General features: G+C 74.2%; 17 protein-coding genes and 1 riboswitch. Of the genes, 13 read left to right on the top strand and 4 right to left on the bottom strand.

The window, feature by feature from the left end:
* Positions 1 to 44: 44 nt before the first annotated feature.
* Both ACPPVO_RS48830 and ACPPVO_RS48825 read left to right on the top strand, forming a co-directional pair.
* A complete protein-coding gene (locus ACPPVO_RS48830; RefSeq protein WP_426505889.1) occupies positions 45 to 368 on the top strand; it encodes a PadR family transcriptional regulator in 324 nt (107 codons plus the stop codon).
* Positions 365 to 1,348: a hypothetical protein gene (locus ACPPVO_RS48825; protein ID WP_426505887.1), complete on the top strand. Its 984-nt coding sequence runs from the start codon at positions 365 to 367 to the stop codon at positions 1,346 to 1,348. Before ACPPVO_RS48830 ends, ACPPVO_RS48825 begins: the two co-directional genes overlap by 4 nt.
* A gap of 9 nt (positions 1,349 to 1,357) precedes the next feature.
* On the opposite strand, the gene ACPPVO_RS48820 is transcribed toward ACPPVO_RS48825, so the two are convergent.
* Together ACPPVO_RS48820 and ACPPVO_RS48815 are read right to left on the bottom strand one after the other, a co-directional pair.
* Positions 1,358 to 1,921 (bottom strand): AAA family ATPase, encoded by a 564-nt coding sequence (locus ACPPVO_RS48820; protein WP_426505885.1) that lies wholly within the window; start codon positions 1,919 to 1,921, stop codon positions 1,358 to 1,360.
* A complete protein-coding gene (locus ACPPVO_RS48815; RefSeq protein WP_426505883.1) occupies positions 1,918 to 3,645 on the bottom strand; it encodes an ABC transporter ATP-binding protein in 1,728 nt (575 codons plus the stop codon). Before ACPPVO_RS48815 ends, ACPPVO_RS48820 begins: the two co-directional genes overlap by 4 nt.
* 61 nt (positions 3,646 to 3,706) lie before the next feature.
* On the opposite strand from ACPPVO_RS48815, the gene def reads away from it, so the two are divergent.
* Genes def through ACPPVO_RS48800 form a run of 3 tightly spaced genes read left to right on the top strand, consistent with a single transcriptional unit; the run spans position 3,707 to position 6,652 of the window.
* On the top strand, positions 3,707 to 4,255 hold the full coding sequence (def, locus tag ACPPVO_RS48810) for a peptide deformylase (RefSeq protein ID WP_426505882.1): 549 nt from the start codon (positions 3,707 to 3,709) through the stop codon (positions 4,253 to 4,255).
* 7 nt (positions 4,256 to 4,262) lie between these two features.
* Entirely contained in the window at positions 4,263 to 5,210 is a 948-nt protein-coding gene (gene fmt / locus ACPPVO_RS48805; RefSeq protein WP_426505880.1) for a methionyl-tRNA formyltransferase, read from the top strand.
* Complete coding sequence (locus ACPPVO_RS48800; protein WP_426505879.1) at positions 5,165 to 6,652, top strand: RsmB/NOP family class I SAM-dependent RNA methyltransferase; 1,488 nt, start codon at positions 5,165 to 5,167, stop codon at positions 6,650 to 6,652. The genes fmt and ACPPVO_RS48800 overlap by 46 nt, the downstream gene beginning before the upstream one ends.
* Here the strand turns inward: ACPPVO_RS48800 and ACPPVO_RS48795 are convergent.
* Positions 6,645 to 7,184, bottom strand: coding sequence for a hemerythrin domain-containing protein (locus tag ACPPVO_RS48795; RefSeq protein WP_426505878.1), 540 nt, complete (start codon positions 7,182 to 7,184; stop codon positions 6,645 to 6,647). The two genes, ACPPVO_RS48800 and ACPPVO_RS48795, sit on opposite strands and share 8 nt — an antisense overlap.
* A gap of 120 nt (positions 7,185 to 7,304) precedes the next feature.
* On the opposite strand from ACPPVO_RS48795, the gene rpe reads away from it, so the two are divergent.
* The 6 genes from rpe to ribH all read left to right on the top strand — a co-directional run bounded on the left by rpe (position 7,305) and on the right by ribH (position 12,664).
* Complete coding sequence (gene rpe / locus ACPPVO_RS48790) at positions 7,305 to 7,970, top strand: ribulose-phosphate 3-epimerase (protein ID WP_426505876.1); 666 nt, start codon at positions 7,305 to 7,307, stop codon at positions 7,968 to 7,970.
* Complete coding sequence (locus tag ACPPVO_RS48785; protein WP_426505874.1) at positions 7,864 to 8,961, top strand: GGDEF domain-containing response regulator; 1,098 nt, start codon at positions 7,864 to 7,866, stop codon at positions 8,959 to 8,961. Before rpe ends, ACPPVO_RS48785 begins: the two co-directional genes overlap by 107 nt.
* 81 nt (positions 8,962 to 9,042) lie before the next feature.
* Positions 9,043 to 9,193: riboswitch (FMN riboswitch) on the top strand.
* Between the two features lie 122 nt (positions 9,194 to 9,315).
* Positions 9,316 to 10,344, top strand: coding sequence for a bifunctional diaminohydroxyphosphoribosylaminopyrimidine deaminase/5-amino-6-(5-phosphoribosylamino)uracil reductase RibD (gene ribD, locus ACPPVO_RS48780; protein ID WP_426505873.1), 1,029 nt, complete (start codon positions 9,316 to 9,318; stop codon positions 10,342 to 10,344).
* Between the two features lie 3 nt (positions 10,345 to 10,347).
* The gene (locus tag ACPPVO_RS48775) at positions 10,348 to 10,947 is read left to right on the top strand and encodes a riboflavin synthase (protein WP_360375598.1); all 600 of its coding nucleotides are present in this window, start codon (positions 10,348 to 10,350) and stop codon (positions 10,945 to 10,947) included.
* On the top strand, positions 10,944 to 12,188 hold the full coding sequence (locus ACPPVO_RS48770; RefSeq protein ID WP_426505871.1) for a bifunctional 3,4-dihydroxy-2-butanone-4-phosphate synthase/GTP cyclohydrolase II: 1,245 nt from the start codon (positions 10,944 to 10,946) through the stop codon (positions 12,186 to 12,188). The genes ACPPVO_RS48775 and ACPPVO_RS48770 overlap by 4 nt, the downstream gene beginning before the upstream one ends.
* On the top strand, positions 12,188 to 12,664 hold the full coding sequence (gene ribH / locus ACPPVO_RS48765; RefSeq protein ID WP_360375594.1) for a 6,7-dimethyl-8-ribityllumazine synthase: 477 nt from the start codon (positions 12,188 to 12,190) through the stop codon (positions 12,662 to 12,664). Before ACPPVO_RS48770 ends, ribH begins: the two co-directional genes overlap by 1 nt.
* 43 nt (positions 12,665 to 12,707) lie before the next feature.
* On the opposite strand, the gene ACPPVO_RS48760 is transcribed toward ribH, so the two are convergent.
* Complete coding sequence (locus ACPPVO_RS48760; protein ID WP_426505869.1) at positions 12,708 to 13,196, bottom strand: hypothetical protein; 489 nt, start codon at positions 13,194 to 13,196, stop codon at positions 12,708 to 12,710.
* 107 nt (positions 13,197 to 13,303) lie between these two features.
* On the opposite strand from ACPPVO_RS48760, the gene ACPPVO_RS48755 reads away from it, so the two are divergent.
* Together ACPPVO_RS48755 and ACPPVO_RS48750 are read left to right on the top strand one after the other, a co-directional pair.
* Positions 13,304 to 13,888, top strand: coding sequence for a SigE family RNA polymerase sigma factor (locus ACPPVO_RS48755; protein ID WP_426505868.1), 585 nt, complete (start codon positions 13,304 to 13,306; stop codon positions 13,886 to 13,888).
* Positions 13,889 to 13,973: 85 nt separating this feature from the next.
* Positions 13,974 to 14,987, top strand: coding sequence for a Gmad2 immunoglobulin-like domain-containing protein (locus tag ACPPVO_RS48750; protein WP_426505866.1), 1,014 nt, complete (start codon positions 13,974 to 13,976; stop codon positions 14,985 to 14,987).
* Positions 14,988 to 15,035: the final 48 nt, after the last annotated feature.

Here is a 15,035-nt window from a genome sequence, read left to right as displayed (position 1 = left end):
GTGCCCTCTGGTCCTTGCATTATCTATCTAGATAGAATTAGCGCATGGCCCGCACCCGACGCCCGTCGCCGCAGACCGCGGCCGTCCTGACCGCCCTCGCCGAGCAGCCCGGCACCTGGCGGCACGGCTACGAGCTCGGGCAGGAGGTCGGCCTCAAGGCCGGTTCCCTCTACCCCATCCTCATTCGTCTCGCCGATCGCGGGCTGCTCGAGGCGACCTGGGAAGCCGATCCGCCGACCGGCCGGCCGCCCCGGCACCTGTACCGGCTGACCGGCGCCGGGGCCACGCTCGCGGCCGAGGTCGCCGCCGAGACGCGGGCCGCCCCGCGCAACGCCGGCCCCGCCACCGAACTGCGGGGGGCCTGGTGAGCGCCCGGGACGGCGCGGCCCGGCTGCTGTCGGCGGCGGTCTGGCTGCTGCCGCCCGCGCGGCGCGACTGGGGCCGCGCGATGCGGGCCGAGCTGGTCGCGGTGACGGCCCGCCGCGACCGCTGGACGTTCGCCGCCGGCTGCACGGGCGCCGTGCTGCGCCAGCCGGGCGTGCTGCGGTCCCTGGTGTACTCGCTCGTGACGGTGGGCGGCCTCGCCGGTGTCGTGGTGTGGAGCGCCGCCATCGTCGACCCGGCGCTGCGGTGGGACGCCGTCATGCTGGTGGCCGGGCTGGTCGCGGTCTCCTGGCTCGGCCGGGTCGCCGGCCCGCTCGGTCCGGTCGGCGCCGCCGGATCCGCCCGCACCGTGCGCGGATTCGGTTCCCTGGCGGTGGCGGTGGCCGCACTCGGCGTCGTCGCCGGCATGAACCAGATCGGGCAGAATCAGGAGGCCGAGCAGGTGGTCCCGGTACTCAGCGGGATCCTGGTCGGCTACCTCGCCGGCTTCGTCGCGGTCACCGCGGACCGGTCACCCGCGACCGCGAGGACACTGTGGGCAGCCGGCGGCGCCGCGGTCGGCGGGGCGCTGGTGTGGCTGGCCCGCGCGGTGCTGGCCCCGCCGATTCCCGCTTCGGCCGGGTTCGCGGCGGAGCTTCTCGTCTGCGCCATGGGCATCGCCGCGTTCCTCACCCGCGGGCAGCCCTCCCGCCGGGTCCTCGGCGCCCTCACCGCCGGCGCGGGCCTGACCCTGCTGGTGCTGATCGAGGTGGTGCTGCTGTCCAGCTACGCACCCGCCCGCATGATCCCCGACCTCGCGCCGGCCGCGCTGACGCCGGCCGACGATCTGGCCCAGAGCCGCTCCGAACTGCAGGACCCCTACGTCGCGCTCATGTTCCTCGGCGCGCTCATCGCGCTGGCCCTCGGCATCACGAGCCTGGCCCTGCGGCGGCGACGAGCGGCCGGCCCGATGACATCCCGGTGACCGGCCGGGCTATCGCTGCAGCACGGATTCGAGGGCCTGCAGCAGCGGCGGGGCGCCGGCGCGGTTGTCGATCTCCAGGTGCGGCACGGCCGGTGGGCGGTCCGGGGGTATCGCGGCCAGGAACTCCGGCCAGCGCGCCAGCTTCTGGCCGTCGCGGTGTGAGCCGCGCGCGAGCAGCCGCTGCCGCAGGGTCTGCTCGTCGGAGCGGACCCAGACCAGCGACACCGGGTCGCCGCCCAGTGCGGCGACGAACGCGTGCCAGCGGGCCGGGTCCGAGATCTGGCCGGTGAACGGGCCCGACAGCAGCACCGGGCAGCCGTGGGTGCGGATCTCGCGCGCGGTCGCGGCCAGGCCCGCGTACTCGTGGATCTTGATGTTCGTGTCGTACCAGGGGCCCTCGCGCTCGCCCGGGGGGCGCCCGGCCGCCTCCAGGGTCGCGGCCACGAAGCCGCCGTAGAGGGTGTCCTTGTCGAGCAGTGCGGGCGTGGGGGAGAGCAGCCGCAACAGCAGGCCGGCGACCGTGGACTTGCCCGCCCCCGGCGGCCCGGCCACCACCCAGGCCGGCGCCGTCATGCCACCAGCAGCTGGTTCGTGGCCAGCTCCCGGTACAGCGGGCTGATCTCCAGCAGCTCCTCGTGGCGCCCGACCGCCGCGACCCGCCCGGCCTCCAGCACCACGATCTGGTCGGCGTCGACCACGGTGGACAGCCGGTGCGCCACCACGATCATGGTGCGGTTGCGGGCGACGGTGTCGATCGCCTCGCGCAGCGCGACCTCGTTGCGCGCGTCCAGGTTCGACGTCGGCTCGTCCAGCAGCAGGATCGGGGGCGCGGCGAGCAGGGTACGGGCGATCGCCAGCCGCTGCCGCTCGCCTCCGGACAGCAGCACGCCGCCCTCGCCGACCTGGGCGTCAAGCCCGTTCGCGGTTCGTCCGACGATCTCGGTGAGGTTGACCGCCGCGAGTACCTCCAGCATCTGCGCCTCGGTCGCGTCCGGCACGGTCAGGCGCAGGTTCTCCCGCAGCGTGCCGGCCAGCACCGGGGCCTCCTGCTCGACGTACCCGAGGTGCGCGCGCAAGGCCCGGCGCGGCAGGTCGCGCACGTCCGCCCCGGCCACGCGGACCGTGCCGCCGGTGACGTCGTAGAAGCGCTCGACGAGCTGCAGCAGCGTCGACTTGCCGGCGCCGGACGGCCCGACGAGGGCGGTGCGGGTGCCGTACGGCACCGTGAACGACACGTCGCGCACGACGGGCTCGGGCGCGGCCGCGTAGCCGAACGTGACGCGCTCGAAGACGACCGCCGAGGGCCCGACCGCCGGGCGCGCGGTGCCGGTATCGGCCTCCAGCGGCACGGCGAGGATGTCCTCCATGCGCTGCAGCGCTCCGAGGCCGGTCTGCAGCTGGGTGTACGCGTGCAGCGCCTGCCCCAGCGGCATGACCAGGAAGAACAGGTACAACACGAACGCCACCAGGTCCCCGACGGAGATCGTGCCGGCGGCGACCCGCGCGCCCCCGACCCCGAGCAGGAGCAGGAAGGCGCCCTGGATCGCGGCGATGCTCGCCGGCCCGACGAGCGCCTGCAGGCGGGCGATGCGCACGCCCGCGTGGTACGCCTCCTCGGCGCTGACCTCGACGGCCGCGATCTCCCGGTCCTCGGCGTTGCTGGCCCGGATCGTGCGCGCGGCCGACAGCGCCCGCTCCACGGCGCTGGTCATCTCGCCGATGCGCTCCTGGGCCGCCTCCGACGCGGGCCGCACCCGGCGCGAGAAGACCAGCGCGATCGACAGCCCCAGCGCGAGCCCGAACCCCGCGGTCAGGAACAGGATCGGGTCGAGCAGCAGCATCGCCACCGCCGCCCCGACCACCATCACCGCGCCGGTGACGGTCTCGAACAGCCCCGACGTGACCACGGCGCGCAGCAGCGTCGAGTCCGCGCCCACGCGGGAGAGCAGGTCACCGGTGCGCCGCGAGTCGTACTCGCTGATGGGCAGCCGCAGCAGGTGCCGCGTGAGCCGGCGGCGCGAGGTGAGCACCAGCCCCTCGGCCGTGCGCTGCAGCAGGTAGTCACGGACCGCGGTGATGACGGCGACCGCCGCGAGCACCACGACGAGCAGGGCGACCGTGCCCCACACCGTACGCGAGGCCTGGAGCCCGTCGAGCACCCGGCGGGTGAGCAGGGGCTGGGCGAGCGTGGTGACGGAACCGAAGAGGGAGAGGACCCCGACGACGACGAGGGTGGCCCGATGATCACGGAGGTAGGGCAGCAGCGACCGCAGCGAGACGCGAGGCGAGTCGGACACGAATCAAAGCTAGCTTAGACTTGACGAGCCCGAATTCAGCCGAAGCCAGATGAGGTGCCGCTTGACCGTCCAGTCCGTCCGCCTGTTCGGCGACCCGGTGCTGCGCACCGCAGCCGACCCGGTCGTCGACTTCGACAAGGAGCTGCGCAAGCTGGTGAGCGACCTGCTGGACACGATGCACCAGCAGAACGGCACCGGCCTGGCCGCCCCGCAGATCGGGGTCGGGCTGCGGGTGTTCTCCTTCGACGTCGACGAGGTCGTCGGGCACCTGGTCAACCCGGTGCTGGAGTTCCCCGACGAGGAGGAGCAGGATGGGCCCGAGGGCTGCCTGTCGATCCCCGGGGTGTACGTCGACACCAAGCGGCGCCAGAACGTGATCGCCAAGGGCTTCAACGAGCACGGCGACCCGATCCAGATCGTCGGCACCGGGCTGATGGCCCGCTGCGCGCAGCACGAGACCGACCACCTCGACGGCGTACTGTTCGTCGACCGGCTCGACGCCGAGCGGCGCAAGCAGGCGATGAAGGAGATCCGGGCGGCCGAGTGGTACAGCCCCGATGCGCCCCCGGTCGTCAAGGCGAGCCCGCACGGGCTCTTCGGGATTCGGTGAGGCTCCGGTGAAGCTGGTTTTCGCGGGCACCCCGGTCGTGGCGCTGCCCGCCCTCGACGCCATCGCCGCGTCGCAGCACGAGCTCGTGGCGGTCGTCACCCGGCCGGACGCGCCCGCCGGGCGTGGGCGGCAGCTCGTCCCGTCGCCGGTCAGCGCGTGGGCGAGCGAGCGCGGCATTCCGGTGCTCACGCCGGCCAAGCCGCGCGACCCGGAGTTCCAGGAACAGCTGCGCGCCCTGGAGCCCGACTGCGCGCCCGTGGTCGCCTACGGTGCCCTGGTGCCGCGCAGCGCCCTGGACGTCCCGCGGCACGGCTGGGTCAACCTCCACTTCTCGCTGCTGCCCGCCTGGCGCGGCGCCGCGCCCGTGCAGCACGCGGTGCTGCACGGCGACGAGGTCACCGGCGCGAGCGTGTTCCGGCTGGAGGAGGGCCTCGACACCGGGCCGGTCTACGGCACGCTCACGGAGCCCGTCGGCCCGCGCGACACCTCGGGCGACCTGCTCGAGCGGCTGGCCAAATCCGGCGCCGAGCTGCTCGTGCAGGTTTTGGACGGCATCGGGGCGGGGGCCCTTTCGGCGGTACCGCAGCCGCACGAAGGGGTGACGACCGCTCCGAAGCTGACCGTGGAGGATGCTCAGGTGCGCTGGGGCGACCCCGCCTTCGCGGTCGACCGGCGGGTCCGGGCCTGCACCCCGGCCCCGGGCGCGTGGACCACGTTCCGCGGCGAGCGGCTCAAGCTCGGCCCGGTCACCCCGCTCACGGCGGCGACCGTGATCGCGGGCGGCCCGGCCTCGCCCGGCCCCGGCCGGATCGCCGTCGAGCGCAACCGCGTGCTCGTCGGCACCGGCACCGTGCCCGTCGTGCTGGGCACCGTGACCGCGCCCGGCAAGAAGGCGATGCCCGCCGACGCGTGGGCCCGCGGCGCCCGGGTCGAGTCCGGGGAGCTCGTATCTTGACGCGCCCGGTTCCTCGTCGCGGCCCGGGCCAGCGGCCCGCCGGTGGGCGCGACGACCGGCTGGCCCGGCCCCCGCGCGGCGGCCGGCCGGCGATCGACCCGGCCCGCGAGGCGGCCTACGAGGCCGTGGCGGCCGTGCACCGCGACGACGCCTACGCCAACCTGGTGCTGCCCGGCATCCTGCGCGAGATGGGCGTGTCGGGGCGCGACGCGGCCTTCGCGACCGAGGTGACGTACGGCACGCTGCGCCAGACCGGCACCCTCGACGCGATCGTCGCCGCCGCGGCCGACCGGGCGATGGAGCGCATCGACCCGCCGGTGCGCGACGCGCTGCGGATCGGGGCGTACCAGCTGCTGCACATGCGCGTCGGCGCCCACGCCGCCGTGGCCACCACCGTGGACCTCGTGCGCTCGCTGGTGCCGGGGGCCGCCGGCTTCGCCAACGCCGTATTGCGCCGCGTCGCCGAGGCCGACCGCGCGGCCTGGGTCGAGCGCCTCGCGCCCGAGGACCCGATCGCCCGCGCCGCGCTGGCCCACGCCCACCCGGCGTGGATCGTCAACGCGTTCGCCGACGCGCTGGGCTCCCTCGACGAGGCCGAGCTCGCCCTGGACGCCGACAACCTGCCGCCGGCCGTGCACCTGTGCGCCCGCCCGGGCCTGGTCACGGCGGCGGACCTGGCGGCCGGGCTGCGCGGGGCGACCGTCGGGCGGTACTCGCCCTACGCGGTCGTGCTCGCCGGCGGCGGCGACCCGGCCGCGATCGCGGCGGTGCGCGACGGGCGCGCCCACGTGCAGGACGAGGGCAGCCAGCTGGTCGCGGCCGTGCTCGCCGATGCCCCGGTGGAGGGCCCGGACGAGCGCTGGCTGGATCTGTGCGCCGGACCGGGCGGCAAGGCGGGCCTGCTCGGCGCGCTCGCCGCGCAGCGCGACGCGCACGTGACGGCGGTCGAGATCACCCACCACCGCGCGGAGCTGGTGGCCAAGGCGACGCCGGGGCTGCCGGTGTACACCATCAACGCCGACGGCCGCGACATCGGCAAGGACCCGGACCTGCCCGAGGGCGCCTTCGACCGCGTGCTGGTCGACGCGCCCTGCACCGGCCTGGGCGCCCTGCGTCGCCGGCCCGAGGCGCGCTGGCGCCGTCAGCCGTCGGACCTGCCGCCGCTCACCCGGCTGCAGCGGGAGCTGCTCCAGGCGGCCTTCCGGGCGGTCCGGCCGGGCGGCATCGTGGCGTACGTCACGTGCTCGCCGCACCAGGCCGAGACCGAGGTCTCGGTGACGGAGGCGGCGCGGCGCTCGTCGATCGAGGTGGAGCTGGTGGACGCGCGGCCGTACCTGCCCGCGGCCCTGCCCGAGGTGGGCACGGGCCCGACGGTGCAGCTGTGGCCGCACCGGCACGGCACCGACGCGATGTTCGTGGCGCTGCTGCGACGGGCTAACTGATCGAGTCGTGGGCCATCGGGTCGCGCTGCTGCGGTACCTCCGGAATGAGCGCCGCGACCGCGTCCCGGGCCCCGCACCCGGCGTTGACGAGCCGGTCGCGCTCGGCCGCCCAGGCGATGCCGAGCGCCTCGCGGGCCGCGGCGTCGAGCTGGAGGCGGGCGTCGTTGAGCAGCGTGCGCTCCTCCTCGTCGAGGTGGTGCGCGAGGGAGTTGGCGAGCCGGCCCACGGCCCGGTCGAAGTCGGGCGCGAGCACGTCGCGCACCTCGAGCAGCGCCAGGAGCTTGCGGTGCCCGTCGATGTGCTCGTCGGCGCCGTGCTCGACGTGGGCGCCGCCGTCGGCCAGCCGGCGCAGCTTCGGGTACACCTCGGTCTCCTCGGCCGTGGCGTGCGCGATGAGCAGGTCGGCGAGCTCGGCCCGCGCGCTCGTGCGCCGGGCCCGCAGGGTGTCGGGGTCGGTGTCGCGGGTCCGCAGGACGCGCAGCAGGTACTCGAACCGCACGTGATCGCTGACGATCGCCTCGACGACATCCATGGGTGTCATTCTCGCAGCCGCCCACGGCAAATCACGCATCGAACGCGCGTTCTCGCGATGCGTCGCGGCGGGTCATGCGTTGGGGTGAGCGCCGCCCGGGATCGCGGATAGCATCACGCTGTGTCGGACAACCTGGTGATCGCGCCCTCGATTCTCGCCGCGGACTTCTCCCGCCTCGCCGACTCGGCGCGGGCCGTCGAAGGGGCCGCGGACTGGCTGCACGTGGACGTCATGGACTACCACTTCGTGCCCAACCTCACCATCGGGCTGCCGGTGGTGCAGAGCCTGCGCCGGGCGACGACCCTGCCGTTCGACTGCCACCTCATGATCGCCGACCCGGCGCGCTGGGCGACGGACTACGCGGAGGCCGGGGCGTACAACGTGACCTTCCACGCCGAGGCGGCCACCGACCCGGTGGCGATCGCGAAGGACCTGCACGCGGCGGGGAGCCGGGCCGGGCTCGCCATCGACCGGGACACGCCCGTCGAGGGGTACCTCGACCTGCTGCCGCACTTCGACCTGCTGCTCATCATGACCATCAAGGCCGGCTTCGGCGGCCAAGCCTTCCTCCCCGAGCTGCTGGACAAGGTCCGCACGGCGCGTCGCCACATTGACACTGGTCATCTCGAGTTGCGCATTGAAGTCGACGGCGGCGTGGCCGAAGATACGATCGCGGCATGTGCGGCGGCCGGGGCCGACACCTTCGTGGCCGGGACCGCCGTCTACGGCGCGCAGGACCCGGCGGCGGCCGTGCGCAAGCTGCGCGGCATCGCCGCGGACAACTGAGACCGGCGCCGGCCGGAGACGAACAGACGGGACGACAGTGGGCGAACGCGACCTGATCCTCGTGGTCGACGACGACGTCGACATCGCCCGGTTCATCAAGGTGAACCTCGACCTGGAGGGGTTCGAGGTGCTGATGGCCCACGACGGGTCCACCGCGCTCAACCTCATCCAGGAGTACAAGCCCGCGCTGGCCGTGGTCGACTGGATGATGCCGCAGCTCGACGGGCTCGAGCTGACCCGCCGGCTGCGGGCCGACCCGATGACCGCCTCGATGCCGGTGATCCTGCTGACCGCGCGCGGGCAGACCGCCGACAAGGTCATCGGCCTGCAGGCCGGGGCCGACGACTACCTGGTCAAGCCGTTCGACACCATGGAGCTCGTCGCCCGGGTGCGCTCCACGCTGCGGCGCAACCAGGAGAACCGCGAGGTGTCGCCGCTGACCGGCCTGCCCGGCAACACGCGCATCCTGCGCGAGATCACCGACCGGGCGCGGGCCGGCACCGACTTCGCGGTCTCGCACGTGGACATCGACCGGTTCAAGCCGGTCAACGACGTGTACGGCTTCCAGCGCGGCGACGAGTTCATCATCGCCCTCGCCCGCGCGCTGCACCGGGCGGTGGTCGACGTCGGCCTGCCGCCCGCGTTCCTCGGCCACATCGGCGGCGACGACTTCCTGATCGTCTGCACCCCCGACCAGCTCAAGGACCTCACGACAAACGCGATCCTGGCGTTCCAGGGCGCCGCCGACGCGCTGTACGACCCGGTCGACGCCGAGCGCGGCTACATCGAGGTCGTCTCCCGCACCGGCGAGGTCCAGCAGCCCAACCTGGTCACCCTGTCGATCGGGGTGGCCGTCGCGACGCCCGAGAGCGGCAAGTTCACCGACCCGCGCGAGGTCATCTCCATCGCCACCGAGATGAAGAAGGTGGCCAAGAAGCACAACGGCAACTACGTCGCCGTCGACCGCCGCAGCGTGGTGGACCTGAGCTGACCCGGTTGCTGTGACGCACATCCCGCAATCTGGAAGGTAAGGACCGGCGGTTGTGTGTCAGACTCAGGTTACGTACCCACCACGCGCTGGCGGGGCTCGGTGAAATTCCGAACCGGCGGTAATCGCTCCTCCACGGGGAGCGGGAGCCCGCGACCCGGTCGAAGCCATCGGCCGGTGGACCTGGTGTGAGTCCAGGGCCGACGGTCAAAGTCCGGATGGGAGTTCAGCGCGCGGGATCCGGTGTCGACCCATTTGGGGCGATTCCGGTGGGTCGCCGCGCGCTCCCCGGGCGAAACATGGGGGTGCCACAGGCGTCCCCCCGCGTGTGATCACTTGACCACGCGGGAGAGGGCCATGGCAGACGACGAGACGTTCATGCGACGCGCCATCGAACTGGCGCGCCTGAGCCTCGGCGAGACCAGCCCCAACCCCAACGTCGGCTGCGTGCTTGTCGCGCCCGGCGGCGAGATCGTCGGCGAGGGGCGCACGGCCCCGGCCGGCGGGCCGCACGCCGAGGTCCGGGCGCTGCTGGCGGCGGGCGAGCGGGCCCGCGGCGCCACCGCCTACGTCACCCTCGAGCCCTGCGACCACACCGGTCGCACCGGGCCGTGCTCGCGCGCGCTCGTCGCGGCGGGGGTGGCCCGGGTCGTGGTCGGGGTCGCCGACCCCAACCCGGTCGCCGCGGGGGGCGCCGAGACGTTGCGCGCCGCCGGGGTCGTCGTGGAAATGGGTTCGGTACTGCACGAGCCCGCCCACGAGGCCATGGAGGGCTGGCTCACCGCCGTTTCCCGGGGCACTCCTTACGTCATCTGGAAGTTCGCGGCCACGCTCGACGGGCGCTCGGCCGCGGCCGACGGGACCAGCAAGTGGATCACGTCCCCGGACGCCCGGGCGGACGTGCACCGGCTGCGGGCCGGGGTCGACGCGATCATCGCCGGCATCGGCACCGTGCTGGCCGACGACCCCCAGCTCACGGTCCGCTCGCCCCAGGGCGTCCTCGCCCCGCGCCAGCCGCTGCGGGTCGTGGTCACCGGCGCGCGCGGCGCCGAGCTCGACGACGGCAGCTTCCGGATCACGGACCGCTCGGCCCCGACCTGGCGCGCGGAGGGCTCGGACCTCCCGGCCCTGCTGCGCGAGCTGTACGCCCGCGGCGTACGGGTGGCGCTGCTCGAGGGCGGGCCGACCCTCGCGGGCGCCTTCCTCGCCGCGGGGCTCGTGGACCGGGTGGTCGCCTACCTCGCCCCCAAGCTGCTCGGGGCCGGCCCGGCCGCCCTGGGCTTCGCCGGAATCTCCAGCATCGCCGAGGCATTGACGCTCGACGTTGTCGACCTCGCCAGGATCGGGCCCGACGTGCGCCTGACGGCAACAGTGAAAGGTGCGTGAGCAGTGTTCACCGGCATCATCGAAGAGCTCGGGACCGTCGTCGCGATCGACGAGCTGGGCGACTCCGCCCGGCTGGCGATCCGCGGGACGACCGTCACCTCCGACGCCGCCCACGGCGACTCGATCTCGGTCAACGGGGTCTGTCTCACCGTCGTGGACAACGCCGACGGGGTGTTCACCGCCGACGTGATGGGGGAGTCGCTGCGGCGCTCGACGCTCGGCGCGCTGCGCCCGGGCTCGGCCGTGAACCTCGAGCGCGCCGCGACGGTCGCCACCCGCCTCGGCGGGCACATCGTGCAGGGCCACGTCGACGGGGTCGGGCAGGTCCTGTCGCGGGAGGCCGGCGACCAGTGGGAGACGGTGACGTTCGCGCTGCCCGAGGGGCTGGGGCGCTACGTCGTGGAGAAGGGCTCCATCACCGTCGACGGGATCTCGCTGACCGTCATGGCCGTCACCGACGACACATTCTCGGTCGGGCTCATCCCGACCACGCTCAAGCTCACGACGCTCGGCGCCAAGGGCGCCGGCGAGCGGGTCAACCTGGAGGTCGACATCATGGCCAAGTACGTGGAGAAGCTGCTCGGCAAGGCGGCCCAGTCATGAGCGCCTCGGAGTCGAGCCTGGACCCGATCGAGCGGGCGGTCAAGGAGATCGCGGCCGGGCACGCGGTGATCGTGGTGGACGACGAGGACCGCGAGAACGAGGGCGACCTGATCTTCGCGGCCGAGTTCGCCACGCCGGAGCTGGTCGCGTTCATGGTGCGCTACACGTCGGGCTACATCTGCGTGCCGATCACCGAGGCCGAGGCCGACCGCCTCGACCTGCCGCCGATGTACCGCACCAACCAGGACCGCCGCGGCACCGCCTACACCGTCACGGTCGACGCCCGCTTCGGCGGCACCACCGGCATCTCCGCCGCCGACCGGGCCCGCACCATCAACCTGCTCTCCTCGCCCGAGACCCAGCCGTACGACCTGACCCGGCCCGGGCACATCGTGCCGCTGCGGGCCAAGGACGGCGGGGTGCTGCGCCGGGCCGGGCACACCGAGGCGGCCGTGGACCTGGCCACCATGGCCGGCCTGCGCCCGGCCGGCGTGCTCTGCGAGATGGTCAACGACGACGGCACCATGATGCGCCTGCCCGACCTGCGCGCGTTCGCCGCCGAGCACGACCTGGCGCTGATCAGCATCGCGGACCTGATCGCGTACCGCCGCCACACCGAGCAGCAGATCGAGCGGGTCGCCGAGACGCGGCTGCCGACCGAGCACGGGGTGTTCCGGGCGGTCGGGTACACCCAGCGGTACGGCAACGGCGAGCACATCGCCCTGGTCTACGGCGACCTCGGCGACGGCCAGGACGTGCTCGTGCGCGTGCACTCCGAGTGCCTTACCGGCGACGTGTTCAGCTCGGTGCGCTGCGACTGCGGCCCCCAGCTGGAGGCGTCGATGAACATGGTCGCCGCCGAGGGCCGCGGGGTGGTGCTCTACATGCGCGGGCACGAGGGCCGGGGCATCGGGCTCATGCACAAGCTGCAGGCGTACCAGCTGCAGGACCTCGGCCGCGACACCGTCGACGCGAACCTGGACCTGGGCCTGCCCGCGGACGCGCGCGACTACGGCACCGGCGCGCAGATCCTGGTGGACCTCGGCATCAAAACGATGCGGCTGCTCACGAACAATCCGGCAAAACGGGCGGGCCTGGAAGGGTACGGTCTGTCCGTACTGGGTCGCGTGCCCCTGCCGACCCGGCCGCACCCCGAGAACGTGCGCTACCTGCGCACCAAGCGGGACCGCATGGGGCACCTGCTGGACGAGCTCGACGAGGTTGCGGAGGGACTTGCGTAATGGCTGGTAGTGGGGCACCCGTGCTGCAACGGGTGGACGGCACCGGGCTGACGTTCGGGATCGTGGCCACGCGGTGGCACGCCGACCTCGTGGACCACATGCTCAACCGGGCGATCGAGGCCGCGGAGGCGTCCAACGTCGACCACATCACGGTGGCCCGGGTCGAGGGCGCGGTCGAGCTGCCGGTGCTGGCGCAGGGCCTGGCCCACCGCTTCGACGCGGTAGTCGCGCTCGGCGTGGTCATCCGGGGCGACACGGCGCACTTCGAGTACGTCTGCCAGTCCGTCACGGACGGCCTCACCCGGGTCGCCCTGGACAACTCGACGCCGGTCGCCCACGGGGTGCTCACCGTCGACAACTACGAGCAGGCGCGGGCCCGGGCCGGCTTCCCCGACTCCGCGGAGGACAAGGGCTACTCGGCCGCGCTGGCCGCCCTGGACGCGGCCGTGGCGCTGCGGCTGGTCGCCAAGTCCTGAGCCGTCACGTGGGTGGGAGGCCGCACCGGCCCCCCACCCGCGCTCAGACCTCGAGGGCCGCGGCCAGCTCGTCGCGGAAACCGCGCTCGGCCGGGGTGACCTGCTCGCCGCCGATGCCCAGCACCCCGCCGGTGCTCGCCGCGCCCACGACCACGTCGGCCAGCGTGACGACCCAGTAGCGGTACGCCTCGGCGTCGGCCGCCTCGGCCTTCGCCGCCAGCAGCTCGTGCGCGGCCCGGGCGCGGGAGATCACGTCGGCCAGCCCGGCCTCGCGGTCGGGGAACTCGATGACCGGAGGCTCGTCGCCGTCGGTGATGTCACCCTGGCGGCTGACCACCTCGGCGGCGACGGTCTTCACGAGCTCGCTGGACGAGCCGCGGCCGTCGGCGATGGCGGTCATCCCCGCCGTCCACTCCTCGCGGGTGCGCCGGGCGCCGTCGGCCTCGGCCTGGGACGCGGCGATCAGGACGGACTGCGGGAGGCCGACGAGCAGGCCCCACTCTTCGTCGGTGTACTTCGGCTCCGTATCCACGAGGCACAGGGTAACCAGGTGATCAGGCCGGTAAACCGATGGGCGGACCCGCGCGTCGTCTGGGTGTGATGGCGGAAGCCGCGGCCGCGGCGTGGGACCGTAGGCCGGTGCAGGCAGCGACCCCCGGCAGCCCGGCGCGCGACCCGGGCCGCGAGTTGCTGCGCGACACGCCGGAGGAGGGCGCGCGCGGCTGGAGCGCCGACGAGGCGATCGGGGCCCTCTTCGCCGCGCACTACCGCGGCCTTGTGCGCCTCGCGGTCCTGCTCCTGCACGACGAGGGGGTCGCGGAGGACGTGGTCCAGGACGCGTACGTCGCGCTGCACCGCCGCTGGTGGCGCCTGCGGGATGCGGACAAGGCGCTGGCCTACCTGCGCACGAGCGTGCTCAACGGGGCCCGGTCGGCGCTGCGCCGGCGGGGCGTGGCCGAGCGGCACGTCGCCCGGGGCCCCGACGGCCCGCAGGTCGTGGCCAGCGCCGAGACGGGCGCGCTGAGCCTGCTCGCGCACCGGGAGGTCCTGGACGCGGTACGCCGGCTGCCCACCCGGCAGCGGGAGGCGATCGTGCTGCGGTACTACGCCGAGCTGTCCGAGGCCGAGATCGCCGACGCCATGGGGGTCAGCCGCGGCGCCGTCAAGAGCCACGCGTCCCGCGGCATGGCCGCGCTGCGCCAGACCCTGGAGCGGATGCCGTGAGCGGTCCGGAGCGAAGCGGAGGAGCCGCTCACCAGAGGCGCAGGGTGCGGCTCGCGCCGGCGCCGGACCTTGCGGAGGTGACGGCGTGAGGCCAGGTCAGTCCCCCGAGGAGCGCCTCCGCGAGGCGCTGCGGGCCCGCGCCGCCGAGGTCGAGCTGGCCCCGGACGCCCTGCCCCGCATCCGGCAGCGCACGGCGGCCGCCCGGGGCCGCGGCCTGTGGGCCATGGTCGGCGCGGTCGCGGCCGTCGCGACCGCCATCGCCGCCGGCGTCGTGGCGGTCGAGACCACCCGCGGCGAGCACCGCACCCTCCCGCCGGCCGCGCGCATCTCCGGCACCGCCGAGGCGCCGGCCCCCGGCACGGCGCCGTCCACGCCCGCGCCGGCCCCGCCGGGGAGCGTCAACCTGCCGGCCTACTTCACCCGCAACGGCCGCCTGTACCGCGAGTTCCTCCCCGCCACCGCCGACGGTGACCAGGCCCGCATCCAGGCCGCCGTCCTGCTCTCGCTGCAGGGCCGGGCCAAGGACCCCGACTACCGCAGCCTGTGGCCGGACACCGTCGAGGTGCACGGCGTCACCATCGACGGCAGCCGGGTCACCGTCGACCTCGGCGGCGTCGGCGCCGCCCCGGCCGACCCGCCGCTCGCCGTCCAGCAGCTCGTCTACACCGTGCTGGCCGCCGCGACGTACACCTCGATGCGCCACGCCGACGGGGTGCGGGTGCTCGTCGACGGCGCGCCGGTGGCCCGCCTGTGGGGCGCCGTCGACACGAGCGGGACGCTGCACCAGGGCACCCTCGCCGAGCTCCAGGCGCCGGTCTGGGTGATCGAGCCCGACCAGGGCGCGGTGGTGGGCAAGACCTTCACGGTGTACCTCGCCGGGGTGGTCCCCGAGGGCACCGTCAACCTGCGCGTCCGCGACGCCGGCGGGGCCATCGTCGACGAGCGGGTCGTGCCGCTGAGCGCGGGCGCACCGGCCCTGGGCGAGGCGCGCGTGCAGGTGACGCTGCCCTCGGGGCGGTACACGGTGGAGGCTTTCCTGCACTCCGAGAAGGACGGCAGCGTGCAGTGGGTCGACGATCATGAATTCTCGGTGGGGTGACCGGCGACACGCCTGTCATCAATCGGATTCCGTTCGGGGGCTCAGGCC

It is taken from the genome of Dactylosporangium sp. McL0621 (assembly GCF_049995355.1).
In the GTDB taxonomy this organism is placed as follows: Bacteria; Actinomycetota; Actinomycetes; order Mycobacteriales; family Micromonosporaceae; genus Dactylosporangium.
This window is presented reverse-complemented; position numbering and strand designations above follow the sequence as displayed.